Origin of the sequence: Bacillus sp. JJ634, assembly GCF_036962285.1 — a bacterium.
GTDB classification, from domain to species: Bacteria; Bacillota; Bacilli; order Bacillales; family DSM-1321; genus Peribacillus; species Peribacillus asahii_A.
This window is the reverse complement of record NZ_JBALMU010000053.1, coordinates 1-25,750: the sequence shown is the minus strand read 5'-3', so window position 1 is coordinate 25,750 and position 25,750 is coordinate 1. Positions and strand designations below refer to the sequence as shown.

The following is a 25,750-nucleotide window of genomic DNA, read 5'->3' as shown; positions in this document are numbered from 1 at the left end:
GTGAGAAAGAACCCCAGCAGTTTTAGCCATGGGAGTGGTCAGTATTAAATTTTCTTTCATAATACACTGTAAAGCCGACTAATACTGGAACAAGAATACATGTCGGAAGCAGCCATAGAAACAGGCTTGAAGATTGAATGTTTAATAATCTTGGAGCTCCAAATACAGTAAAGGCCGTAACTGTTGAAATACTGCAAGCAATCATTCCTCCAAAATGTTCAAATAGCCAGTGCATCTTTTTCATCGGTTTGCGCAACCAATAATTTAATTGGATTCCGCCTAATAAAAGACCTAGTAAAGGAAAATAAGTGATAAGTGCTGAATCAATGATTAGACCATATATCCCAACCCCAATTCCTGAAGAAAGCAGCAATAGACTGACAAGGAGATCGATTACTTTACGATGCGTATCTTTTCTCTTTTTAAATCGGAGTACACGTATTCCGTACCATGCAGATGCACCGCTCAGAATAGAAATAAATATTAAGAACCACGAAAAAGAAATTCTATCAGCATCCGCCTGATTATCGAAAAATACTCGATATACCCCCATATAAAAGGCTGAAATGGCAACTGCGCTCATAGCGTATACATAAATCCACCCGATAAGGTTATGAACTTTACCTCCTTTTTTGGTAACCATAGGTATCCAAAAAAGGACTAGCGCTACAAATCCCGCCACGATATGTACAATTCTAAACAGCGAAAAAACCTCCATTATACGTCCCCCTCTGATTTTAATCCTTTACAATATTCATATATTAAAAAAGCATATAAAATTACTTCCTTAATATAACATGTAAAATAAATCTTTAACTGTTTTACATTGTTAAAAATATAATATGATTTGTGATATATTTATTGGTGATAGTTATTTTATATATTCTATCGACATCAATTATGAAATATATAGTATTTTTATATCTGTTCTACAAAGATGAACGGATAAGCGAACAGTCTAAGAAAAGAAAAAAACCCCAGGATGCTTATTAAGTATCCTGGGGTTTTTAACGGCCCCCTTAAAATCCATTATTTAACTCTCACCACAAACGGATACACAGTTACTTTTCCATCTTGTTGAAATTCTGCCCAGATTTTGTAAATACCAGGATGCGGAAATTGAGTTTCAAAGATTGGGTCATGTTCATGTAGTGGATGAACGTGTAAATATTCTTCCGCTTGTTCATCTAAAATTACAACGTGACCGATTGCTCCTAAATAAGGCTCAAGTACGGCTTCATAAACATCGAATGTTAATGTCACAGGTTCATTAGCCGTCAAATCCGTTGTCATAAGAGATACTTTGTTTTCATCAACTGTTTTAGTTAATTCTTTATCGACTTGCAATGAACCATGTGCATGTTCACTCGTTGCAGGATTGCCAACTATAAAAGGAATTGGTTGAACTTTGTATTGTAAGCTCGTTGATTTGATGTCTACAAAAGCTTTATAAGTTCCTTCTTCCAATTCGCTTGTCACTTTAAATTGACCTGGTGCTATTTCTTCAGGGTGTAAATGATGATACTGTTCTAAATGTTCATCAACGACAATAAGGTGAAGAAGCTTCTCATGATTTATTTCTAAATCTGTTACAGGATTTCCTAAATCATCTTTTAGTGTTAGAAATAGTTGCTTGTTTCCTTCTTCAATTGTTACCTGTATTTCATTCTCTTTACTAGTTGTTTCGCCATGTTCGTGATTGTCCTCTTCATGCTGTTGTTTTGTTCCAGCATTAGCATGGGAATTATGTTCTTCGATTTTTTGCTCGGCTACATTTTTCAAAACATCGTGCTCTGCGCCCTTATTTACATCAAACGCTGCCTCATAAACAGCATACCCGGCAACAACAACGACTAGATATAAAACAGCTGAAAACATCCACTTTTTCATCGGTTTGTTTCCCCTTTATCTGAAAGTTTCACCCTTTGCAAACGCAATGCATTTAATACTACCGACACAGAGCTAAAAGCCATCGCGGCTCCTGCTAACCATGGAGCTAAGAAACCAAACGCAGCAATTGGAATTCCTAATACATTGTAGGCAAACGCCCAAAATAAGTTTTGTCTAATATTTCGGATTGTCTTTTTACTCATATAAATGGCATCTGCAATACTCCCGAGATCTCCTCTAATAAGCGTAATATCAGCTGCTTCCATCGCTACATCTGTTCCTGTTCCGATTGCCATTCCAATATGCGCCGTTGCTAATGCTGGAGCATCATTAATTCCATCTCCAACCATTGCGACTACTTTCCCTTGAGCTTGAAGTTGTTTCACTGCTTCTGCTTTTCCTTCTGGTAAAACTTCCGCTACAACATGATCAATGCCTGCCTCTTTTGCAATCGCCTCGGCTGTGCGTTTGTTATCTCCTGTAATCATGACCACTTCAAGGCCCATATCTTTAAGTCGTTGGACTGCTTCTTTTGAAGTATCTTTTATTGTATCCGCAACAGCTACTAAACCGGCATATTGATTGTTGATAGCAATCAGCATTGCCGTTTTCCCTTTTCCCTCCAACTCCTCCATCGTCTTAAGCACATGTTCAATATGAATGTTATGCTTATTCATTAATTTTCTCGTTCCTGCAACAATAACATGGCCATCTACCTTTGCCTGAATCCCGTAGCCTGGTATGGCTTCAAACTCTTCCACTTCCACAAGTTCAATATTTTGCTCTTTTATACCAGCAACGATTGCCTGAGCTAGTGGATGTTCAGATTGCTTTTCGGCAGCAGCGACTAACGTTAAAAACTGCTTCTCTTCAAAGACTTCTTCAATCAAAATATCCGTTAAAACGGGCGCACCATTTGTCACTGTCCCCGTTTTATCTAACAAGATTGTTGTTAACTGATGTGTCCTTTCTAGGTGTTCTCCACCTTTAAAAAGAATACCAAACTCAGCCGCTCTTCCTGTACCTGCCATAATCGAAGTAGGAGTTGCTAATCCTAAAGCACATGGACAAGCAATCACCAAAACAGCAATTAATTTTTCTAATGCCTCGGCAAAGTTACCAGGAGCCAACCAGATGAACCACACTAAAAAGGTAAGAAGAGCAATTCCTACTACGATTGGAACAAAGATTCCTGAAATGTGATCCGCTAATCGCTGAATAGGTGCCTTTGAACCTTGAGCTTCTTCTACCACTTTAATAATTTGAGAAAGTGCTGTATCACGACCTACTTTTTTCGCTTTTACTTTTAAGAATCCATTTTTATTGATCGTTGCCCCAATTACTGAGTCACCTACTGTTTTATCAATAGGAACACTCTCGCCTGTTAACATCGATTCATCTAAAGCCGAACTTCCTTCTACGATTTCTCCATCTACCGGCACTTTTTCACCCGGCTTTACATAAACAATGTCACCTACTAATACATCCTCTAGCGGAATCTCTCGTTCAACTCCATCTCTCAACACGGTCGCTGTTTTTGCTTGGAGACCCATTAGTTTTTTTATGGCCTCTGATGAACGGCCTTTTGCTCTAACTTCAAACAATTTTCCTAAAATGATTAATGTAATTAAAACGGCACTTGTTTCATAATAAAGCTCAATCATATGCTCATTGCTGCCAATAGACGCTATAGACAAATACAAACTATAGAAATAGGCAGCCGACGTTCCTAAAGCAACTAATACATCCATGTTAGCACTTTTATTTCGAAGTGCTTTAAAAGCCCCTACATAAAACTGCTTCCCAACAATAAACTGAACAGGTGTCGCAAGTGCTAATTGCACCCAAGGATTTAGAAACATTTCTGGTACATACATAAATGATGTAAAGCTAAAGTGACTAACCATCGCCCATAATAATGGTAAAGATAAGAAAGCCGAAAAAATAAACTTCCCTTTTTGAGTTTCTAGCTCTTTTGCCTTAAGATCTTTAATGTTCTCTTTTTGTTCCTCTTTTAAATTCGCTTGATACCCTAACTTTTCAATTCGCTTTACCATATCCGATGTTCCAATTTGTGATGGGTTATACTCAATAGAGGCGCTTTCTAACGCTAAATTGACCGATGCTTTCGTTACACCTTCTAGTTTATTTAACCCTTTTTCAATTCTAGTCGCACAAGCTGCGCAAGTCATGCCGATAATATCCAGTTCAGCTTTTTCCTCTATCACTTCATAGCCTAAGTCATGAATTTTCTTTTTAAAGTCCTCTATATGAGCTACATTAGGATCGTACGTAATAGAAGTTTTCTCCAAAGCAAAATTGACTGTCGCCTCTTCTACACCTTCTATTTTCTTGATTCCCTTTTCAATTCGCACAGCACAAGCAGCACAAGTCATCCCTGTTATCGGAAGTACAGTTTCTTTTAACTCTTGTGTCATTTTCACCCCTCCTAAATACCCCTACAAGGTATGTTTTTTATCAAAAAGAATACGTGCATTTTTGTTTATGCACGTATTTACAATTCAAATTATGCTACATCATAGCCTTGATCATCGATTGTTTCTTTTATAGTCTCTAATGAAACCGCTGATGAATCAAACTCTACATCTACTTTCCCTTCACTTAAATGAACGTTTACACTGGATACTCCGTTCAGTTTACCGACAGCGCCCTCAACTGCATTAACACAGTGTCCACAAGACATTCCGCTTACAAGTAACGTTACTTTTTCCATATTATGTTCGCTCCTTATTTTTTCATTAATCTTTGAATAGTAACCAACAGTTCATCTACTACTTCTAAATCCCCTTCTTGAATTCGCTCTGTTACACAGCTCTTCAAGTGATTTTCTAATAAAACTTTGGAAAAACTATTTAGTGCAGATTGTATCGCTGAAACTTGAGTAATTACATCATCACAATAAGTATCTTTTTCAATGAGGCCTTTCACCCCGCGAATTTGACCTTCTATTCTATTTAGACGATTAATTAAACTTTTCTTTACCTTTTCAGAATGATGGCTTACCCTTTCAGAGTGACTCGAGCAACATGGTTCAATTTCTAATAGGTCCTCTTGGTTTTCACAATCCACCTATAGCACCCCCTTACTTATAATATACTATACCCCCCTAATGTATGCTACATATTTTTTAAAAAAGTATCCATTTTTTTCTACTCTGAACAAATAAAATAACCTCGGCTCCATAAAATACAGAGCTAAGGTTTGAATTTAGAAACAAACTTATTAATCCAAATGTTTCTTTGTTAATAATAACGATAAATACTTAGCAACGATTGCTGCCTGTCCACTTGATGAAGCTATACTCGAAAATAAAGGATTTGTACAAATATCTCCAATAGCATAAATAGCACTGTTGCTTGTTCGACCTATACGGTCGGTCACAATCAATCCATCCTCCGCTACTTTAACAAGACCTTTCACAAGCTCACTGTTTGGTTTACTTCCTATCCTTAGGAGAACAGCATCCACCTTCAAAGCAAACGCTTTCTCTTTGTTATTTAGCAAATCGATTGAAGTCACGCACTGTTCTCCGTGGATAGAAGTCACTCGAGTATTTGTGATTATTTTTATATTCTCTTTCCCGGTTGCGATATCCATATATTGACTTCTTGCCTTGAAGTTTTCAGATCGGTGAATCAAGTAAACTGCAGCGCCCGCATCCGCTAAAAGAATAGCCCCCTCTAAAGCTCGATCTCCTCCTCCTACAACGGCTACGACTTTATTTTTAAATCGATATCTATCTGCTGTCGCAGAGTAAACTTCTCCTCTAGCAATCATCTCCCTTTCTCCTGGAACTTCCAGCAACTTTGGTCCTGACCCCATTGCTAAAACTAAATAATGAAAGTGAAGTTCTTCTATCTTATTCTCCTGTTGAATTTTAAGAGTTTTTGATGAAACATCGATGGATAAAATCTTTGTATGTAATCTATATAGACATCCTGCACTATGAAAATAAGCGGCAAATTCCTGTTGCATTTCCTTTCCATTTTTAGTATATAAGCCTGGATAATCTATAATTTCATTATGAATTTTTGTTAATTGTCCACCTAACTTCTCTTCTTTTTCGAGAAGAAGATGATCAATCCCCAGCCTCTTACACCATATTGCTGCTGACATTCCTGCTGGCCCTCCGCCAATAATGATGACATCAATATGTTTCATGGAATCTCCACCCAAGCTTCTGTTTGTAAGAACCTTTCAAACTCTAACCAATTTCCAATTCTCGGAACTTCAACGTCTCTGTTGTAAGGATAATCCATAGCAACAGCAAGCCTTCCAGTCGCAGCAAATTCCTTTAAATTATGCGGGGCATCATCAAATAACAAGTCACCGACAATCATGTTTTTTCGATGAGTAAAAATCATGTTACGCTTCCCTATAAAAGGAAGATGTTTTTCCACCCATATTTCCTTCTCGGCAAAGGCACTCGAAACACTGCTCGTTACGATTAAAATTTCATAATCCTTGTATAATCTTTTTAAAACTTCTACTGCATGCGGAAGCGGCTTTAAACGACTAAATAAACCTGGTTCTTTCAAATAATCATATATTTTTATTCCACATTCAGGCTTTACATATTTCTCAGAATTCCAGCATTTTAGCCGATCAACCGTTAAATTATCATCATAGTCTTTATTATATCGATGATGCCACTCTGACATTAAATCGCATATGACAGAATCCATATCAATTAGTAACGTTCGCATGAAACTGCCCCCCCTCTTTTACTAATAAAAAGGCGTACCCCAATTTAATTTAGGTTACGCCTTTTCTGTTCCTATAAAACACTAGGTCTTTGAAGAATCGATAAAAACTCTGCACGTGTCTCGGATCTATCAGCAAATATTCCGCGAACAGATGATGTTGCAGTCGAAGCATTCGACTTTTTGATTCCTCTGCCACACATACACATATGTTTGGCCTCAATTACTACCATCGTGCCTTTAGGTTGTAAAATTTCTTCAATGGCCTCTGCAATTTCAGTTGTTAATCGTTCCTGAACCTGAAATCTCTTCGCATACCCTTCCACCATACGAGCAATCTTCGACAACCCAGTAATTTTTTCATTAGGGATATATCCTACATGGGCTACACCAAAAAAAGGAGCAAAGTGATGTTCACACATCGAATAAAATTCAATATCTCTTACTAAAACCAACTCCTGATGATTTACATCAAAAGTCTTTAACAAATGAGCTTTAGGATCTTCTCTATAACCCTCTGTATATTCTAAAAATGCTTTTAATACTCTATATGGAGTTTCTATAAGACCGTCACGATTAGGATCATCGCCGCAGAGCTCAATTAAGCCTTTAACAGCTTCCATAAAATGTTGAGATTGATCAATTTTTCTATGTATTTCAGTAGCATCATCTTGCTCAAATATATCCGGGAATTTTTGAGCAATTAATTTTTGTTCATTGAAAGACATTTTCTTAAGTACCTCTCTTTTATTCTGGCTATGTTATATAACCTCGTTGATCCGAAATCAACAGCGTCATATAACATAGCCTTTATTTGAAATATATACAAGGAATCGATACCCTCGCTATCTACTAACATTAGCTAATCATAAATAATTAAAAGAAGAATGTAAAGGTAGTATGCATTGATTCTTTCTATAATTAATTAGTATTAATTAAGTTAATAGTTCTCTTTAAGGAATCTTTCCAAATCCTGTTTACTAAGTGGCTTACTAAACAAATAGCCTTGCATATGATAGCATCCGTTCTTTAATAAAAACTCTTTTTGGTGCTCTTCCTCAACCCCTTCTGCTATTACATGTAACCGTAAGCCACGTGCCATCGTTATAATAGCTTCAGAGATTTCAGAATTGCTGTGATCTTCCTGAATATCTTGAATAAATGTTCGATCAATCTTAAGGTTATCAATGGGTAATGTTTTTAAATAACTGAATGAAGAATACCCGGTCCCAAAATCATCTACTGAAACAGAAACTCCGTAGTTTCGTAACTTTTCCAAAGCTTCTATAGTTTCTGCTGAATGATCAAATAAAATATTTTCTGTAATTTCCACTTCAAAATAGGCAGGTGACAATTTGGACTCAGAAAGAATGTCTAAGACCTGTTTTATTAGTCGATTAGAATCTTGAAATTGCTTTGGTGAAAAGTTTACGGCAAGATTTAACGGCTCTAAACGACCTTCATTCCACTTGCTTACCTGGAAACAAGCTTTCTTCATCGCTAATTCCCATAAAGAATGAATCAATCCTGTACTCTCTGCAACAGGAATAAACTTATCTGGTGACACAAATCCAAGTTCCTCGTCTGTCCACCTTACCAATACTTCTACTCCAGTCACGATATTTTCCTTGGCATTTATTTTCGGCTGATAATAGACTTCAATTTTTTCTTCTTTAATAGCCTTTCTCAATCGGGTTTCTATACGCAGCTTCTCTTTATTTTTTATATTGATCGTATCGTTATATACAACGACTTTGCTGCCCCCTTGGTTCTTAGCCTCATACATCGCTATATCAGCATATACCATCAGAGTATCTTGATTCTCCGTATGCATTGGATATAAACTTAAACCACAACTCGTACCTACATATATTTCATTTCCTTCAATAATAAAAGGTTGTTTAATGACTGTGACAATCGTTTCAGCTGCCGCTTTTACCTTCTCTAATTCAAGGTTTTTAAATAAAATAACAAATTCATCGCCGCCCTGTCTGGTCACAAAACTATTTGTACTAGAGAGACAGCTCTTTAGTCGATTTGATACAAGCTTGATTAATTCATCACCGAGCGCATGTCCTAATGAGTCATTAATATCTTTAAATCGGTCTATGTCAATAAATAACACTGCTACCGAACCATCTGTTTGTTTTGTATTTGCAATCATCTTATTTAGCTCTTCTTGAAGATACCTTCTATTAGGCAGTCCAGTAAGAGAATCATGGTACGCTTGAAATTCAATAACTTCTTGACTCTGCTTTAAATCCGCTACATAGACTTGTAAAAAATTCGATAATGCATTTACATTTTGTGTAAGAAGCCCTAACTCATCTTTTCGTTTTAAAATCAAATTTTTCCCGAACTTCCCTTGAGCAATTTCGTTGACCTGTCCAACTATATAACCAATCGGTTTTGTAATCGAACGAGAGAACACAAAACTTGTAATTAACACAATAAGTATAAACGGAATCAATAATAAAATATGATTCAACAATTCACGGTTTAGTTCTTTCTCAATTAATCCATAGTCGTATGTTACACCAATAACATATGGTACATCTACATCGGTATTAATAGGAACAAATGTCTTCCTAACATTTTTTTTGTTTATCGTTTCAGTATAGTGCTGTGTCTCTCCTGTCTTTATAGCTTTTTGAATCATCTCTGCATCTAATTGTTGGTTGCTATATTTATACGTACCATACCAAATCGGTTTATCAGCAATTCGAATATAATTGTATCCATTTCTATTAATAATCCTACTCTTTTTCCCGAAGTTTTCCGGATTAAAAACAGTCAATTCCACTACACCATCCAATTTCTTCGTAAATCTCTCCATGACATTGCTGGGACCAAACCGCTTTTCATACTCTAATACTTGATTGTCACGAAAATAGGGATTAATCATAAAATTAGTAGAGCCATCATAAAAGTAGCCCCATTTATCTGTATGATCAGGGTTGCTAGAAGCAATCTCGGTTGGACCTGTCCAGTAATTTGGCAGGGCTACCCCTTCTTTTACAGTAACCGGCGATAAAGAGAAAAGCTGTTGAAAGGCATCATACCAATATCCCCACTCTTTTGTTGACATGTTAACTTCATGTGAATCGGATGATTTTACACCGATAATATCGTTTTCCTTTTGAGCTAATAAAGTAATATGTGAAATCATCAACTCATCAGCCAAAGTTTTTAATTGTTCATTAGTTATCTCTTCATGTTTAGAAGGTAACGAGTTTTGTATAGCAATAGAAGCCGTTCTTAATTCTCTCCCAAGGATATTTTCTACAAATAAAGACCCTTCCTTTGCACTTTCCACCTGATACGATACTTCCTGAGTAATTAACGCTATTTCTTTTTCATTAAAATTTATTAATTGCTGTTTAGATCGTAAATAATGTAAAGCATTATTCGCTATTAAAATACATAATACCAACAAGGTGAAAATTAATGGAAGTTTCTTCTTGATGGACACTATCAATCTACCTCCTGCTGACATTTAACCGTTAATTATCGTTTAGTTCATTGGGTATTATGATTAGCATGGTTAAAAATCAACATAAATTTTTAGCAAAAACTCTCTTCTGTAAGAAGATTATTACACAACGAGACAAAATTCGACAAAACAAGCATATTTTAATCACACTATTAAAAGTAGCTCACTAAAACGTATCTTTAACTTAGCAAAGCCCAATTTAAAGATACGTAGATGACACCACATTGTTGTTATTTATATCTCTATAAGTTCTAAAGCTAAGCTTCTTTGATTGCTCACTTTTTTAAGAAAAGGTTGGAATATAGACATGAATTGGTCAGGCTGGTGAATATGGGCTACATGTCCAGAATTTTGCAGCTCATGATATTCAACATGCGGGACATATTGTTCTAAGTCCGCTAATGTTTCTTTATATAATTCATCATATTCGCCCATTACCCATAAAATTGGACTTTTTACATTCATTAAATCGATTCTCGAATCATATTCAAGTTGCACCCTAACGGCTTTTTCAAAAACATTCGGATGAAGTAAAAGAGCATTCTTTACAAAAATAGCCTCTGAGTTTTCTTGTATTTGCTTTTTGTTTGGATTTATGGCGGCTGCATATCGTTTCAACCATGCTTTATGATCATATTGTGGTTTTTCTTTTAATAATTTAATACGATTCTTATGCAATGTTGAAGGAACACCACAAAAGTATCCCCCTACAAAACTCAAACTCATTACCATTTCAGGATATTTTTTATTAAAAGCCATGGCAACTATACAACCAAAACTTAATGTGCACAAATGAGCCTTTTGAATTCCGTTTCTTTTGTATTGATCATAAAGCTGTTGAAGTAATAGCTCCAAAGAAAAAGGACAATCTGCTCCTAAATTTTCGGAATTATAATAGTCGTAAGCTATACAATTATATTTATCTTTTAATGTATCTATTTCTGTCTTAAATGCACTTTGATTTCCCACTACCCCATGCAAAAATATTATAGCTTCCTTCAATTTTATAAAACCTCTTTTTAATGAACTCTTTATTTTTATATACTTGCACGCGTACCTTTGAAAGTATTCCTACATAATAATACATTATCGATTACGTTTAGAAAATAGTCATTCATCAATGATTTAGTAAATTTTCAGTATAAACATCATTATTAAGTGATTAATAGTTCTTTAGAACCATTAATATAGATGCTACTAAAATTTTGTAATCCAAAATAAAAAGAATATGTCTATTAAACATATATGATGTTGGAAATGAGCAATGCAGCAGAATGCGAAACTCTTATATGATAGAGGTTTCAAACACTTCTTCATATTGAACTAGCAATACGAAATATATAAATATGGACAACTTTTGGTCATATTTTGTTCGAGCATACAAAAGTATCGTTTACTGCAGTATGTTTTTTGGCACGGAAGATAAGACATCTCTACTTGTTAACACATGATTAAGCTGGTTGGGACATTGTGATCCCGCATAACAAGCGAGATAGAGGTTAACGGTCAATCATCTACTGAATAAGGAGAAGATAATGAATGAATCCAGTTGTGGGTCTGGATGTCGCAAAAGGTGAAAATCAAGTTCAAATGTTGTTGGATAAAAAAGGCCCTATAAAAGCAGCGTGAAGATTGAACATACGGTGGAAGAGCTAGAAGAGTTACATTCTTTTTTACTAGAGTGAGAGCATCAAACAGGAATGAAAGGAAACCTAGTGGTGCTAAAAAAAGTGAATAAAGTGGCAGTGAACCTCATTGACTCTCCTACAGGGGATGCGTTTTGAAACATCTTTATTTTAGAGGGGACGCCTTTATTGAAAACGAACTCTCTTTTTCTGCAATAGGAGCTATAATAAAGTAATCAAAGCCTAATTTTCTCGATATTGTAATTGAAATGCACCCCAATTATTAGATACAACATCTAATAATTGGGGTGTATTCTATAATAAATTATAATCTAACCTTAACCTCAGTACCGTCCTTAGCTGTGACATCTACTAGCACGATCCCCTTATAATTTTTCAGTTCCTTGACGATAGGCTTTAGTGTTTTTTTGTCTATTAGTGGAAAGGTAAAGTCCAGTTTTTTTCTTTCGAAGTGCTCTTTTGTCCATTTGTTTGCATTTTGCTGAAAAAATTTTGAAGACAAAATGCAAATAACAATGTTTAAAATAGCATATGGAATGGGGATGGTAAACCGAACATCTTTTGCTTTCACTTTTACATGCATCATAAGCAAATCACTAATCAATGATGACCGAAACGGTATCCCCGTTTGCCGATTTAATATCAACAATTTGGCCATCTAATTCATTTTCGATTGCTTCAATAATAAGGTTTATATCTATATCTTTAACGTATTTTTCTGATTGAGGAATACTCGCTGCGATGCTGTGTCCAGCCATTAATACTACCTTGACAAGTTTTATAGGTAAATTGACTGTGACGTTATCATTTTCGGCTGATACAACACGAATTTTTAATGTTTTATCTAAATATTTAGTCGGTTTTTCAAAAAGCTTATTACCTGTTTCTTCTTTCTCTCTTAATACTTGAATCAGTTCTGATCCCTTATCTGCATCAATCTTCCCTTCCTGAACCATTGTTAACACTCTTGTAATTTCCTCTTTCATGATAAATCCCTCCCTATTCGTCTTTTAAGAGCTTAATGGCTTCTTCTGGTGTGATTTCGCCATTTTCCAACATGGTGACAACTTTTTTCTCGTCTACTTCATTTTTCTTCCTCTGCACATATCCAAGGGATGAAATGATGTCTGTTAGCTTGCCTCGAACCGTTGGATACGAAATCCCCAGTTCCTTTTCAACCTCTTTGATATTCCCCCTGCATGTTAAAAATACTTCCACAAAATGAAGCTGATCCTTTGATAAGGATGCCAGCTTAGATAATTCAAACTCGTTTTCAATCGTAGTGTGACAATGAGAGCACTGCAACTTTGTAATTTTCAATGTTTCACTGCAGACAGGACAATTTGTGATTACTTTATAAGCCATAATGAAATTCCTTCCTTTTAGTTGATTCGATTATATAACAAGGAATCGAAAATATAAATAATAAAATTAAAATTTTACCAATTAAAAATCAATAATATTAATTCATTGTTTAATATTATTAATTTCCCATTTTGATTATTCATTCAATTATTATATTTACCATAATGGTTGAACTTGTAGACATCCCTCTCTTGGTTAAAATACCCTCAGTTGCATAATGAGCACGATTACTTAGACTTTGAGATGCTGATTAATAATCCGTGGTCCAACTGATGATGATTCAGAACTTAAAAATTATTAAGCTTACGGGTTGATTAATCTCCGATTATGCAGTGATTTGAGGACTTAGTCTATATTTTAGTTATTCCAAAATAAGGCCCTATTGTTGAATAAAACTTAGATTTTCAAACGACTTTATTGTTATATTTTTTAAAAATAAAGTTGTTTAAAAATAAAGGCGCTCATAAAGTATTATACTTTTATGAACGCCTTTTCTTTGAGAATATTCAAATATGGTTATTTCTGTTTAATATCTTCTAGTACTGTATACTTTTTATGTTTTAATTTACTAATAAAATATCCTACCAGGCCTCCAATGATAGCTGGAAGTACCCAACCTAGACCGATACTATATAACGGCACATATTGATTAAAGAAATCATCGACACTATGAAATTGAAAACCAGCTACAGTAAGTCCATCAAATAGACTAATAATAAATGTGAATAGCAAACTGATTTGATAGACCTCCCGCTGACCATTAAATAATGAATGTAAGAAGGTTAAGGCAATCAGCACGATAGCAAGTGGATAAATCACCGTTAAGACAGGCTCTGAAATAGTGATAAGCTGTGTTAAACCAATATTAGCAACCATCGCACTAAAAATTGATAAAACAATCGTAATGACTTTATAAGAGATTTTAGGAAATAGACTATGAAAGAATGACGAACAAGCTGTCACTAGGCCAACGCTTGTTGTTAAACAAGCCACTGTTATAAGAAGGCCTAAAAGTACATTACCATATGAACCAAAGTAATAGTGGGAAACACCCGCTAGAACTTCTCCCCCATTATCTAAATATCCAAGTTCTCCTACGCTTGATGCTCCCATATAAGCAATAGCTGTATAAAAAAGAACGAGTATGATTGCAGCGATTCCTGTCGCTTTAATACAAACACTCATAATTTGTTTCTTAGTTGTAGCACCTTTCTCTTTAATGGCGTTAATTATAATAATACCAAAAACAAAAGAAGCTAAGGTATCCATTGTCAAATATCCTTGTTGAAATCCTTTGAAAAATGGATAAACTTGATAATCAGGTATAGGTGCTTGAAAATGAGCAATAGGAAAAATAAAAGCAACTATGACTAGGATACCTATAAAAGTTAATTTGATTGGCGTTAAGAATTTTCCAACAATATCAACAATTTTAGATGGGTTTAAAGACAAAATACACGTTATTCCAAAAAATATAACGGTAAAAATTAACAAAGGCACAGAATCTCCATTTTGTGATAAGAATGGTTTAATGCCAATTTCAAATGATACGGTCCCTGCCCTAGGAATTGCAAAAAAAGGACCAATAGATAAATATAAAATTATTGTAAAAACAATACCATATATCGGATGAACACGACTAGCTAACGACTGTAAATTATCTTTACCCGAAAATCCAAAAGCCAGAATACCAAGCAATGGTAAACCGACACCCGTAACTAGAAATCCAGCATTGGCGACCCAGATATTTTCCCCGGCAGATTGACCAAGCATAGCAGGAAAAATGAGATTACCTGCCCCAAAAAATAATGCAAACAGCATTAAACCGATAACAATAATATAAGAAGTTGGAAATTTTCCCGACATAGTTGTCCCCCACATGTTCACTTTAAGTAATTAAATTTTTTTGAATTTTCTATACCGAAATATTATATTATCAAAACTAAAACAAGACAACCTTTAAATACTGATTACGTCTTAGATTAGATAAATATCCCAAAATTTAAAGAGTATGAGATTAGTCTTCTTAATTATGAAAAAATCTACAAATATAATTTTTGACCAATTTAATTCATATTTTGGTCACACTCCCCCACTCTCTCCGATATCACTCTTATGGCCAAAACACAAAAAACGCTGACGCTTAGATCCTCAACGTTTTCAAGCTATTAATACATTGTCATGTATTGATGGGTGAACTTGTCTATTAAACATATATGATGTTGGAAATGAGCAATGTAGCAGAATGAGAAACTCTTATATAATAGAGGTTTCAAGCACTTCTCCATATTGAACTAGCAATAAGAAATATATAAATATGGAAAAGAAAAAATAATTGAGTTTCATGAGCATCCATCTTTCGGGGAGATAGGTGCTTTTTAAGTTAAAAACTCAATTTATTATCTTTCAACACCTGATACAGAACAATCCCCACTCGATTAATCACATCTTCATCTTGTTCATGAAATCCAGCCTCATTAAAACATGCATGCAGCATTTCATGAACCAATGTTTGTTCTTTCTTATTCTCAGACATGCCGATTTTAATCTTAATAGTTGATTTCTGATATACGCACGCACCCATTACACTAGGATCATCATCTATTTCTTCAACTTCTTGTATTTGATAATCGATACGGGCTACTTTAATTTTATTTGGAAGCATTTCGTCCTCTCTTTTTAGACAAAACAAAAGCACCTTCGAAAGGACGCTTTTTAAATATTACCCGCTTCTTTATTGTTGTCGTATTCAACGAGAAGTCGAGCTGTTACTGCTGCATTAATAATAATAATAGTTTCGGCTAGTTTTTCTATTTTATCATCACCTAAACCTCGTACATATTTTTCTATTTGTTCGTTAGCTATTTCGATAGCCCTGCTCTGGATAAGTTCTAATTTTTCCGTATCCATTTTATATCACCACACTTTCGTCTGCTTAATTCTACAAAGGGACATGGCTTGCTGCGAATAGCTCAAATTATTCACGACACATCACTCTATTCAAAACTATATACACTTGTTACATATTTTGACGAGGTGTATTCTTTAATTCGTTACCCACCTTAACCCCCTGCATCTTTAAGCATCTTGGGAACTTGCACTCCCACGTCATTTCATTTACTTTGTTCACCCATATGCATGATTCGCATTTATTCATGGCTTTCACCTCAACAAAAAAAGCACCCCGGAAGATGCTTCATTTCCATAAATCGCGTAATACAATTTTTTTATAAATACTTTCGTAATCCTTCATACATTCTTCTTTCGAATAACCACACAAATTAAAACATTTTTCACGATTGTCACTTTTTCTTTCATTCCATAAAAAAACGCACCCGTAAAGGATGCGAATAGGGGGATATACTTTCTAAAGCAGACACAAAGCAAGAGAGGCCGAGAATCTGTACATAGTTTTATTCCGCTTTAATAAAAAGGGATTCTGTTTATGTCTGCTTTACAAAGAATATAAAGGTAGGGCAGTATGAGCGGCTGCCCCTCGCTAGTAAAAAGAGTATAGAGAAAATGGGCTTTGATAGTGTTATAATCAATAAACAATCGCCTAAATCCCTTTCATCTAGTTTGACCTTATCTAAGGCTTCAGGTACTTAGTACGCTTGTACTTGTTTATTTTGGTACTATCATCTTACTACGTTTTATAAGGCCGAAAGTGCAATGTTTTTAAAGTGCTTTTTGCTTTTTCACTAACTAGCTCATGATTGCTTATCTTCACTAAGATAGAGATCAACATTTTCAAGTAATTGTTGATACGTTATGCTCCCTTGTTCATGAAGCATTAAGTAATTATGAATAACGGAGTCATGCTTTGCTCTTTCGGTAATCTCGTGACTAACTTCTTTCAAATTCTACACCCTTTCTAAATATATTTATCGCGCATTTTCTGTTACCATTTATCTCCACACCAACACTTCTGCAACAGCTTGAACAATTTGATCTCGCCAATTAAAGGCTTGCCTTCTGCTGATATGTAACTCTGCAGCAATCCCTTCCCACGTTTTCGTTTGTGCCTTTGTCCAATACTTCAGTCGAATAAGCTTTTTATAATCGTCATTTACAACGTTATATACTTTCTCAATAGCTTCTGCGATTTCTTCCAGGTTATTCAACTTTTTGTGAGTCGCTAACCTTACCCCTATTTGTTCTGTAGGAGAAGAAAGCAACGAACTTCTTCCGCCCCCAACATTCTCATCGTCGTTCTCTTTCGTGAACATAATATTATTTCTTAAAAACTGGATTTCTTTTAATGTATCATGATAGCTATATAACTCAGATTTCATATACTAGAAAGTTTCCTTTTTTAATTTTGTTGTAGTTTTCATCTAATTGCTCCCCGTTGTCAGACGGGGAATTTTTTATTTATATAAGACCCTTCTTCTTTCTTGCAGCACTTGAAAAAAAGAAAGCCAAGAGGATGGTAAACTAACCTTGTTTGCCGCCCACTTTTTTTGTTAGACCTCCACGATCTCAAACTCTTCAAAAGGCAAAGTATCTTTCGCTACCTTTAACATAGACTCAGCCCTCCTTCTTGTTTCATGCTGCACTTCTTGACCGTATGTATCCGGTTCTGTCGAGAAGAACTTATAGCCTGATTTACCTCTTATAACAAACATAGAATCACCCCTTTCGAATGGATTGTTATCTTTATCTTTTCCTTTCCTAACTTGATTTAACTTATACACTTTAATGATTTTCCCCATGTATCAATCATTTTTAAAAAGCATACAGTAATACAGGGCAAGGCGTTTAGTCATCGAGATCTCCACACCAGTGAGCCTTGCTCCTTTCGAGTTTCTTCGTAATGCGACATTAAACCAATCCCCTTAACGTATAGCGAACCTCATTAGAGGAAATACATTAATATGGGACAAGGCGTTTAGTCATTGACTGAACTAACACCAGCCTGCCTTGCTCCCTCACTTAATCTAAGTACTGTGACACCACTTAAATTACATACATTTCCGGTTTCGTTTTAAAGAGGCATGAGAAATATTATTATACACGGGATGTAATCCTATATTAGGTTGGATAGCAAGAGTCGCTATCATTGTATTTGGCGAAGGCGATGCCAAATACTTCTTTTTATTTTGTGTATGAACTTCTGTTTATTTGCATTTATAAATTTGTTAGCAAAAAGACAAGCTTGATGGAATATCTTTAAAAAATACACAAAATAGGGAGGGATAAACTATGGCATCCATCGAACTATTTGCGTGGACATTATCATCATTCTTAGGGATTAGCTTTATTATTTCGTTAATCGCAGTATCAAGGAAACCGAGATACATTGTAAATAAAGAACATAAAAAATCATAATTATATAACATTCTTAAAAGAAAATTTTAAATTGTTGAATTGATGAAGAATGTAACGATTCAACAGTTTATTCTCTTTTGTTGCACAGTTTGTATCTGAAACGCTACCTTGACGTGTATCAATCCCATCTGGAGGTCATACAGTAAATAAGAGTAAGGCGTTTAGTCATCGAGAGTAACACCCAGCTCGCCTTGCTCCTTTTACATCTTCTACGAAATCCATATTAAACAATGCCCGTTACCACATAGTTTTCTTGGTGAACATGGTCGATGATATAGTAACTTTTCTACCTATAACTCTACCTGTACATGCTTTTTTGAAATATTCAGGTTGAATTTTCAATTAACAAATTTACCTTCAAAACTTCCTCTCATTTAAACAATCTTTTCATAAAACTTTTATCATTTGTAAAACAATTGGTGCACCTTTAATTGGTACATCCACTGTTTTTAATCTAATTTCTCCTTTCTTTACAATGTAATTTTCATATGGCTGTAGAACGCCGTTAATAAAAAGATTCATGTATGATATTTCTTTCGGGTCAAGAATTTCTTGTTTTGCAACTTCACAAATTCCATCCTTGTTTTTATAGACTAGACTACACCCGTCAGAAATTGCATAAAATTCATATATCAATACTTTTCTTGGGGAAATAAAACGTTTTTCCTGCTTAGGTATACCTGGTAAATTCAAGTATACTTTTGAGTTTTTTTGACATTTCCCACGTTATAAAGCCATCGTATTCAGGCTTATAAAAAAGAACAGTAAGACTTTGCAGATACAACCTTTCAAAAAGCTTATGTTTTAACTTGAATTCGGCTGTTGATGGAGCTCCCTTTATGTCAATGACTTCAATAAAACCATCTAATCTATGAACTTCAAAATCTGCTATGTACTCAATCTTCCGAAAAGTGATACCATTCTTTTTAAATGAATCTTGAAGCAAATATCGTAGCCGCAATTTAAAGCTTGTGATTTGTTCAGATAAAAGTATCCATTTTAGCTGCTCATAATATTTACTTTCAGCGATGCTATCAAATCTATGGCCATCTACTATGACCTTCTTGTTGCCGTATTTTGCGGCCATTATTCCGTTCCCTCCCACTCAATCACTTCCATCATCATCTTGCGGCAAGGGCATACCTTTTTAGGTATAACCTTGCACTGTATTTCTAACACTTCACAATCCTTGCAGATGTATTCAAACATTAAGCTGACATCTCTTTTAGATGACCGTATGACCGTAATCAATAACGGCCTTTTCGTAACTGTTATAGAAATCCCCTACCGTACCGAAACGATCGAACGCCCATTTCTTATCGTTCTCTGTATAACAAACCGTTCTGGACTGAGCTGCACCGTTAATTTAATCTTTTATTGAAAAATATTGACAAACTATTAGCTGGTTTAGTAAAACAACAAAGCTGCCTCTATGACAGTATGTAACCATTCCTATAATTACCCTTTTCATAAAAAACCTCATGATTGGACACAATATAAGGGGAGGTGTTACACATGAACACTGAAAAAAGCAAAGAAGTGTTTTCACAATATCCAACAAATCAAATGGTTGAGATTGAATCTCCTAATGTCGATAAAACGAAAGAAAAACAAGACAATAAGAAGGGTTTCGCTGATAAGGAATCTACCTATTTGGGGCGTGGAGATTTAGAGACACCATAAAAAAGAAGCGATTGATTCTAATAACCACGTGGTGTTACAGTTAGAAGCTGGAGCAAGTATGAAATATCTACAAGAACGTTTAGGACATGGTAATATGCAAGTCACAGCAGATGTCTATTCGCATATCAGTAAAAAGCTTGATAAAGACACAATGGAAAAGTACAAGGAATACATGAAGAATGTTCTTAAATAATTTTTTGGTCAAACTCCCCCCACTCTTTCCAATATCGCTCTTTTGACCAAAACACAAAAAAACGATGACGCTTAGAGCGTCATCGGTTTCAAGCTATTAATACATTATCATGTATTAATGAGTATGTTTATTAAACACATTCTCTTACATCATTTTCACTCTCTTTTTAAATTCTTAAACTAGTATAATTAAATGGGGAAAAATCTAACACTCACATTCTATTTAATCTACTCAATGTTTACATCACATAACACGATCTTCGGAAACGTTTTCATTTTTATTATCTAAACTGTTTTCTTTATTTTTAAATGGATCATACATTTTTTCTCGAATAAATAAGGCTGGGATAATTCCGGATAATGCATAGGCTATACCTAGCGTAGCTAGACCGAACCCAATGGATTGAGCTTCGGCAATAATACCGATGATAATAGGTGCTATCGCTGCCCCAAATCGCCCGATATTATAGGCACCGCCTACAGCTGTACCCCGAATGTGTGTCGGGAAACTTTCGCTCATATACGTTGAATTAATTCCATATTGTGCACCATATAAAAATCCAAGGATTGTAAGTAAGATAATGATATTTCCTGGTGTGTTATACAAATAAATGACCGGTAAAGAAATAGCTGTCAATAAACCACTTAGAATATATACATTACGACGGCCATATCTATCTGCTAACCAACCTGCAAGAATTTTACCTAAAATCATGGCTGTATAGCTTCCAACAAGATAACTTGTCATCGTCTTAAAATTGAAACCTAAATCCTCGATAATATAAGTCGGCAACCAAGTCCCTACACCATAATAGCCAAACTGTAAAAAGGTTGAAGTAATAATCCAGAACAGGAAAATTGCTCTTGTTTTTGGTTCTTTGAAGATTGTGAGCCATTCATTTTTCTTGAATTGTTTCGGTTGTTGTTTTGCTTCTAACCAACCTTGAGGTTCTGGTATCTTAAATCTGATATAAATAGCTAAAGCTACAGGTAAAATAGAAATAAGGTAAAGAGGCCGCCATCCATAAATCGGTAAGATTGCACCTGCCAATAAGGCCGCTACTAAGTAACCAACTGAATAAGCTGCTTGTAATGAACCTAAAATAGTTGTCCGTTTTTTCGTTGGTACATATTCAGCCATAAGCATCGTGACTATAGAATATTCCGCTCCAATCCCGNNGCTCGTATGTTTGCACTAAACCCAGTAAAGCAGTTCCTACAGAGAAAACAATCATCATATAAGTTGCCATTCGTACCCGACCAAATCGATCAGATAGCCAACCACCTATAATGCCACCGACAGCCATACCTACTAAAGACCATGTGCTAATAATCCCCGCTTGTGTTTTTGTAATTTGGAACTCTTCCATTAAAGCAGGAATTGTTAACGATAGCATTTGCAAATCCATTCCATCTACCATAAGACCCAAAAAACAAGCGACGAATACAATAATCCAATTTCGATTTGATTGGCTTTTTTCCATCATATGTCCCCCTTTTTTATCACGTATGCAATCGCTTGCTTTCGATGAATCATTCTAAGTCAAAATACTTTCGCTCTCTTTAACTCTTTAATTTGTGTATAAGAGTAGCCAGGTTCATTTAATACTTCATCAGTATGTTCTCCAAGCAGCGGCGGATATCGCTGATAGATGGTGTATCCAATAATTTAACTGGCAATCCTGGTATTTTTAAATCTTTCACATAAAGGTGTTTAATCGACTCATTTTCATATGATAATCTGTAAAATGTTTGATAGCACTGACACCAGCATTAGCGGACGAATAAAATGGAAGTCCACTTTCTTTCAGAATTTCATAACTTACCTCTAATTCACCTGATAAAGATAACCATAATGGAATAATGAGTTTATTCACCCTCTGTGCCATTTTTATAGTGTGCCTCACTAACATTTCTGTATAAACTCCTAATTTATACGAATAAAGAACAAATACTATATCTAGATTAGGATCATTCGTAAACTGCTCTAGACATTCACTAACATCACTCATATCTTGATAGACATATATTTTCATATTTATTGGATTGGCAGGAGTCTCTAGATTCGGAAAAAAATCTTGAATTATTGATTTCGTTTCATCTGTAATATCCGGGACAGACAGATTAACTTGTCTACACTTCTCAGCTAGTAATGCTGATACTCCATTAGAGTAAGAAAATATACCAATCCGATTTCCTTGCGGATGTCCATATTTATAGAATAACCAACCTACATTAAGAAGTTCATCAAGATCATAAACTTGGATTATATCCAGTTCTTTAAAAAAATCAGAATGAACTTGCTTATTATTGTTTAATTCTTCTTTAGTGGAAATCTCCTCTTCTACCTGTCCTATATTTAGCACAATAAGAGGCTTTCCGAACCTTCTTGCTGTCTCTGCAGCTTTTTGAAATTTCCATTTGTCTTTTAATCTTTCTATTATCACTAAAATAACTTGAGTGGAAACATCATGGGAAAAATACTGGATAAAATCAGCTGTTTCTAAATCAACTTCATTCCCCGTAGAAATCCAATAATTAAATCCAATTCCTAAGTCGTTTGCATCTAAAACGGCTCGCCCTAACCCTTCCCCTTGCGTAATAAGTGAAATCTTGCCGTTTTGTAACCAGTTTGGTTCATAATCTGCAACACCAGAAATACCAACAGATTTAACAATATTAAATACTCCTGAACAATCCGGACCTAGAATCCGAATATCCGTTTCCTTAGTAAACGTTTTCAATAATTGCTCAAAAGCAAACTTCTCATCTTCACTCTCAATAACATCTGTATTGGGAATCATAATAAACTTCACTTTCTTTTCTACACACTCTTCAAGAATAGGTAAAATAGACTTGGGAGGTAACGTAATAACTACTGTAATTACTTCTCCAGGTATGCTATTCAAAGTCGGAAACGTTTTCATTCCGAAAATTTCTTCAAACTCAGAAGTAACAGGATAAACTCTACCTTGATATTTAGATTTCTGTAAGTTTAATAATACTCTTCCCCCAACCTGATGAGGATTGAAAGTTTCACTTATGACTGCAATCGAACGTGAAGTAAGCAAGTATGACAAGTTAGATACTTTTTGAACAACCAGATGATCACCACCTTTTATTCTTGAGAATTTTTAATGTCTTTATTTAATCATTTGCAAGAATCATGCCATTTCTCGACACTTGATATATGGGAGTTTCCAAACATTTCCTCTAAAAACCAATGTATGCTTTCATCATCTAATGTAATAATACATTAGTCATACATCATTCCTTTTATCCTTGAAAGTAAGATTACTCCCTCTGCCCGCATGTAGCTTCAAAATCAAAAGATATATATAAGAGGGCCACAAACGGAGAAATTCTCTGGAAATTAAAAATCAGGAATGCTGTTATCAACATTCCTGTTATTCAAAAGGAGCGTGTTCAAGCCAAAAAAATCGACTTGTGACACAGCTCCTTTCCTCCATTTATTCATTGTCTTTTTAATTTAAATTCTATCAAAAATCCTATTAGAAATTTTTCGATTATATGAATAGCTAGTTTGAACGGATTCATTCATATTTTTGTAGGTTGTTTTGTTACTCCTTATTCCTTCTGATTTTGTTTATGTTTTCATTTTCTGTAACTTACGAACAATAGTTGATTGATCCACATTTAAAATGTTAGCAGCTTTATATGTGCTTCCATACTTCTTCAACGCTCTGTTAATGAGCTTATTCTCAAAATTCATAACTGCTTCCTTTAACGGAAGAATTTCTTCATCATCTATTTCCGTATCTTGTTCAATCATTTCACTTTGTAAAAAACTAAAGTCTTTTACATTAATGTATTCTCCTTCAGACAGCACAAAAGAACGTTCAATAGCATTTCGTAATTCTCGAATATTTCCTGGCCACTTATAGCGAAAAAGTATTTCAAAGGCATCCGATGCTATCTGTTTAGACATCCCATATGTTTGGTTAAACTCATTTAAATACATTTCAATCAAAGGCAGTAAATCTTCTGTTCTTTCTCGAAGCGGCGGTAATGTGATAGGAATTACATTTAAACGAAAAAACAAATCTTCGCGAAATTCCCCTTTTTTAACTTGTTCCTCCAAATTGCGATGCGTAGCTGCCAAGATTCGAACATCTATCTTAATAGATTTAGTACCACCCAAGCGAGTTACTACTTTTTCTTGAATCACCCTCAGTAGCTTTATCTGTATAGAAAGAGGACATTCCCCAATTTCATCCAAAAAAATTATTCCATTATGAGCTAACTCAAACATACCAGGCTTTCCACTCTTTCCCGCACCTGTAAATGCCCCCGCTTCATAACCGAATAATTCAGATTCAAGTAAGGTTTCTGGTATGGCTCCACAATTAATTGTAATAAAAGGACCCTCGCTCCGTACACTGTTTAATTGAATAATCCTTGCAAGCTCTTCTTTTCCCGTTCCTGATTCCCCAAAAATCATGACCGTAGAATCGAAGGCCGATACCTTTTTAGCAATATGGACTACTTTTTTCATGATTGGGGAGTCCGCAATAAAATTAGCACGAGATTTGAGTTCTACTCGATATTGTTCTAATTCTTCTTTATAACGTTCTGTTAATCTCCTATTATTTTCAACTTCTTCTTGCAATTGAATAAACTTCGTAATATTCTGAATATTAATCACAACAAAGTCTATATGTTCATTTTTATTAAGAACAGGATTGACCGTAATAATTAAGGTTACATTGGCTTCAGTTTTTTTCAATAAAGCTATAGATTGTTTCCCTTCTAACATTTGTTTTATATTTTCAATTTTGAAAGACGGAAAAACTTCAAAAATAAACTTCCCATTAAGATTATCATTGGTGTCACCTTGAATGAATGTGAGAAACGCTTGATTATATCTGATGATTCTTCCTGTTGAATCTGCAATCACAATCCCATCATATGAAGCAGCTATGATAGCTTCTAATTGTTGATTTAATTCACGAACAGATTGCAGCTCTCCTGAAATTTTTTCAATTTCGGAAATATCCTGAAAAACTGCTACAACACCCGTCACTTCATCATTTTCTATAATGGGTGTTCGATTCGAAATATATTTTCGATTCCCAACTTGATATTTCGTTCCATATTGTGGTTCTCCAGTACGAAGAACTTCAAGCATACCACTCGGAATAAAGACATCATTTAAAAACCTACCTAACGCACCCTCTCTATTTACCCCACTTATCTTTTCCGTGGCAGGATTAAATGAAGTAATGATACCATTTTTATCAATAGCTACAATTCCGTTATGGGCATGTTCAAATACGGCTTCTAATTCTTTTAAACGTCGCTCTAATATACTTATATGCATATAGTTAAGATCATTGTGGCTAATAATCCCAATAATAGATTTATATTTGTTTTGTACTAAATAAAACTTTTTCTGTTTTTTTATA

27 protein-coding genes and 1 pseudogene are annotated in these 25,750 nt (G+C 34.9%); 3 read left to right on the top strand and 25 right to left on the bottom strand.

Annotation, left to right across the window (positions count from 1 at the left end; genetic code table 11):
* Nucleotides 1-22: 22 nt before the first annotated feature.
* The 19 genes from V7068_RS09875 to V7068_RS09785 all read right to left on the bottom strand — a co-directional run bounded on the left by V7068_RS09875 (nt 23) and on the right by V7068_RS09785 (nt 17,746).
* Nucleotides 23-718: a DUF2306 domain-containing protein gene (locus V7068_RS09875; protein ID WP_499712560.1), complete on the bottom strand. Its 696-nt coding sequence runs from the start codon at nt 716-718 to the stop codon at nt 23-25.
* Nucleotides 719-1,029: 311 nt separating this feature from the next.
* Nucleotides 1,030-1,890 (bottom strand): DUF8832 domain-containing protein, encoded by an 861-nt coding sequence (locus tag V7068_RS09870; protein ID WP_499712559.1) that lies wholly within the window; start codon nt 1,888-1,890, stop codon nt 1,030-1,032.
* Complete coding sequence (locus V7068_RS09865) at nt 1,887-4,328, bottom strand: heavy metal translocating P-type ATPase (RefSeq protein ID WP_499712558.1); 2,442 nt, start codon at nt 4,326-4,328, stop codon at nt 1,887-1,889. Before V7068_RS09865 ends, V7068_RS09870 begins: the two co-directional genes overlap by 4 nt.
* Nucleotides 4,329-4,417: 89 nt before the next feature.
* A complete protein-coding gene (copZ, locus tag V7068_RS09860) occupies nt 4,418-4,624 on the bottom strand; it encodes a copper chaperone CopZ (RefSeq protein ID WP_375350481.1) in 207 nt (68 codons plus the stop codon).
* A gap of 14 nt (nt 4,625-4,638) precedes the next feature.
* Nucleotides 4,639-4,980 (bottom strand): metal-sensing transcriptional repressor, encoded by a 342-nt coding sequence (locus V7068_RS09855; RefSeq protein ID WP_127760148.1) that lies wholly within the window; start codon nt 4,978-4,980, stop codon nt 4,639-4,641.
* Nucleotides 4,981-5,133: 153 nt separating this feature from the next.
* Nucleotides 5,134-6,072 carry an NAD(P)/FAD-dependent oxidoreductase gene (locus V7068_RS09850; RefSeq protein WP_499712557.1) on the bottom strand — a complete coding sequence of 313 codons (939 nt, stop codon included), beginning with the start codon at nt 6,070-6,072 and terminating at the stop codon, nt 5,134-5,136.
* Nucleotides 6,069-6,617, bottom strand: a complete 549-nt coding sequence (locus V7068_RS09845) for a 5' nucleotidase, NT5C type (protein WP_499712556.1) — start codon at nt 6,615-6,617, stop codon at nt 6,069-6,071. Before V7068_RS09845 ends, V7068_RS09850 begins: the two co-directional genes overlap by 4 nt.
* 71 nt (nt 6,618-6,688) lie before the next feature.
* The gene (gene folE, locus V7068_RS09840; protein ID WP_119117871.1) at nt 6,689-7,342 is read right to left on the bottom strand and encodes a GTP cyclohydrolase I FolE; all 654 of its coding nucleotides are present in this window, start codon (nt 7,340-7,342) and stop codon (nt 6,689-6,691) included.
* A 212-nt stretch (nt 7,343-7,554) separates the two neighbouring features.
* Nucleotides 7,555-10,086, bottom strand: coding sequence for a bifunctional diguanylate cyclase/phosphodiesterase (locus V7068_RS09835; protein WP_499712555.1), 2,532 nt, complete (start codon nt 10,084-10,086; stop codon nt 7,555-7,557).
* 255 nt (nt 10,087-10,341) lie between these two features.
* Nucleotides 10,342-11,109 carry an alpha/beta fold hydrolase gene (locus tag V7068_RS09830; RefSeq protein WP_499712554.1) on the bottom strand — a complete coding sequence of 256 codons (768 nt, stop codon included), beginning with the start codon at nt 11,107-11,109 and terminating at the stop codon, nt 10,342-10,344.
* A gap of 948 nt (nt 11,110-12,057) precedes the next feature.
* On the bottom strand, nt 12,058-12,339 hold the full coding sequence (locus V7068_RS09825) for a hypothetical protein (RefSeq protein ID WP_499712553.1): 282 nt from the start codon (nt 12,337-12,339) through the stop codon (nt 12,058-12,060).
* 10 nt (nt 12,340-12,349) lie between these two features.
* A complete protein-coding gene (locus tag V7068_RS09820) occupies nt 12,350-12,739 on the bottom strand; it encodes an SHOCT-like domain-containing protein (RefSeq protein ID WP_127760132.1) in 390 nt (129 codons plus the stop codon).
* A 13-nt stretch (nt 12,740-12,752) separates the two neighbouring features.
* Nucleotides 12,753-13,118, bottom strand: a complete 366-nt coding sequence (locus tag V7068_RS09815; protein ID WP_499712552.1) for a DUF2089 domain-containing protein — start codon at nt 13,116-13,118, stop codon at nt 12,753-12,755.
* A gap of 516 nt (nt 13,119-13,634) precedes the next feature.
* Complete coding sequence (brnQ, locus tag V7068_RS09810; RefSeq protein WP_499712551.1) at nt 13,635-14,984, bottom strand: branched-chain amino acid transport system II carrier protein; 1,350 nt, start codon at nt 14,982-14,984, stop codon at nt 13,635-13,637.
* A 517-nt stretch (nt 14,985-15,501) separates the two neighbouring features.
* Entirely contained in the window at nt 15,502-15,783 is a 282-nt protein-coding gene (locus V7068_RS09805; RefSeq protein ID WP_252295015.1) for an ImmA/IrrE family metallo-endopeptidase, read from the bottom strand.
* A gap of 50 nt (nt 15,784-15,833) precedes the next feature.
* Nucleotides 15,834-16,028: a hypothetical protein gene (locus V7068_RS09800; RefSeq protein WP_127760128.1), complete on the bottom strand. Its 195-nt coding sequence runs from the start codon at nt 16,026-16,028 to the stop codon at nt 15,834-15,836.
* Between the two features lie 800 nt (nt 16,029-16,828).
* Nucleotides 16,829-16,978 carry a hypothetical protein gene (locus tag V7068_RS09795; RefSeq protein ID WP_252290806.1) on the bottom strand — a complete coding sequence of 50 codons (150 nt, stop codon included), beginning with the start codon at nt 16,976-16,978 and terminating at the stop codon, nt 16,829-16,831.
* Nucleotides 16,979-17,026: 48 nt separating this feature from the next.
* On the bottom strand, nt 17,027-17,413 hold the full coding sequence (locus V7068_RS09790) for a DUF722 domain-containing protein (RefSeq protein WP_499712550.1): 387 nt from the start codon (nt 17,411-17,413) through the stop codon (nt 17,027-17,029).
* Between the two features lie 171 nt (nt 17,414-17,584).
* Nucleotides 17,585-17,746 (bottom strand): hypothetical protein, encoded by a 162-nt coding sequence (locus V7068_RS09785; RefSeq protein WP_164853180.1) that lies wholly within the window; start codon nt 17,744-17,746, stop codon nt 17,585-17,587.
* A gap of 577 nt (nt 17,747-18,323) precedes the next feature.
* On the opposite strand from V7068_RS09785, the gene V7068_RS09780 reads away from it, so the two are divergent.
* Nucleotides 18,324-18,449 (top strand): hypothetical protein, encoded by a 126-nt coding sequence (locus V7068_RS09780; RefSeq protein ID WP_499712549.1) that lies wholly within the window; start codon nt 18,324-18,326, stop codon nt 18,447-18,449.
* Nucleotides 18,450-18,836: 387 nt separating this feature from the next.
* On the opposite strand, the gene V7068_RS09775 is transcribed toward V7068_RS09780, so the two are convergent.
* Together V7068_RS09775 and V7068_RS09770 are read right to left on the bottom strand one after the other, a co-directional pair.
* Nucleotides 18,837-19,142: a DUF4183 domain-containing protein gene (locus tag V7068_RS09775; protein WP_499712548.1), complete on the bottom strand. Its 306-nt coding sequence runs from the start codon at nt 19,140-19,142 to the stop codon at nt 18,837-18,839.
* The gene (locus tag V7068_RS09770) at nt 19,120-19,539 is read right to left on the bottom strand and encodes a DUF1064 domain-containing protein (protein ID WP_499712571.1); all 420 of its coding nucleotides are present in this window, start codon (nt 19,537-19,539) and stop codon (nt 19,120-19,122) included. Before V7068_RS09770 ends, V7068_RS09775 begins: the two co-directional genes overlap by 23 nt.
* A gap of 425 nt (nt 19,540-19,964) precedes the next feature.
* On the opposite strand from V7068_RS09770, the gene V7068_RS09765 reads away from it, so the two are divergent.
* Both V7068_RS09765 and V7068_RS09760 read left to right on the top strand, forming a co-directional pair.
* Nucleotides 19,965-20,132 (top strand): hypothetical protein, encoded by a 168-nt coding sequence (locus V7068_RS09765; RefSeq protein ID WP_499712547.1) that lies wholly within the window; start codon nt 19,965-19,967, stop codon nt 20,130-20,132.
* Nucleotides 20,133-20,151: 19 nt separating this feature from the next.
* Nucleotides 20,152-20,325 (top strand): annotated as a pseudogene (locus V7068_RS09760) (site-specific integrase); the annotation flags it as partial.
* 243 nt (nt 20,326-20,568) lie between these two features.
* Here the strand turns inward: V7068_RS09760 and V7068_RS09755 are convergent.
* The 4 genes from V7068_RS09755 to V7068_RS09740 form a co-directional block, all read right to left on the bottom strand.
* Nucleotides 20,569-21,465 carry an MFS transporter gene (locus tag V7068_RS09755; protein WP_499712546.1) on the bottom strand — a complete coding sequence of 299 codons (897 nt, stop codon included), beginning with the start codon at nt 21,463-21,465 and terminating at the stop codon, nt 20,569-20,571.
* Complete coding sequence (locus V7068_RS09750; RefSeq protein WP_499712570.1) at nt 21,458-21,721, bottom strand: MFS transporter; 264 nt, start codon at nt 21,719-21,721, stop codon at nt 21,458-21,460. Before V7068_RS09750 ends, V7068_RS09755 begins: the two co-directional genes overlap by 8 nt.
* Nucleotides 21,722-22,024: 303 nt before the next feature.
* Nucleotides 22,025-23,404 carry a CoA-binding protein gene (locus V7068_RS09745; RefSeq protein ID WP_499712545.1) on the bottom strand — a complete coding sequence of 460 codons (1,380 nt, stop codon included), beginning with the start codon at nt 23,402-23,404 and terminating at the stop codon, nt 22,025-22,027.
* A gap of 527 nt (nt 23,405-23,931) precedes the next feature.
* A partial coding sequence (locus V7068_RS09740; RefSeq protein WP_499712544.1) for a sigma-54 interaction domain-containing protein occupies nt 23,932-25,750 on the bottom strand: 1,819 nt, incomplete at its 5' end.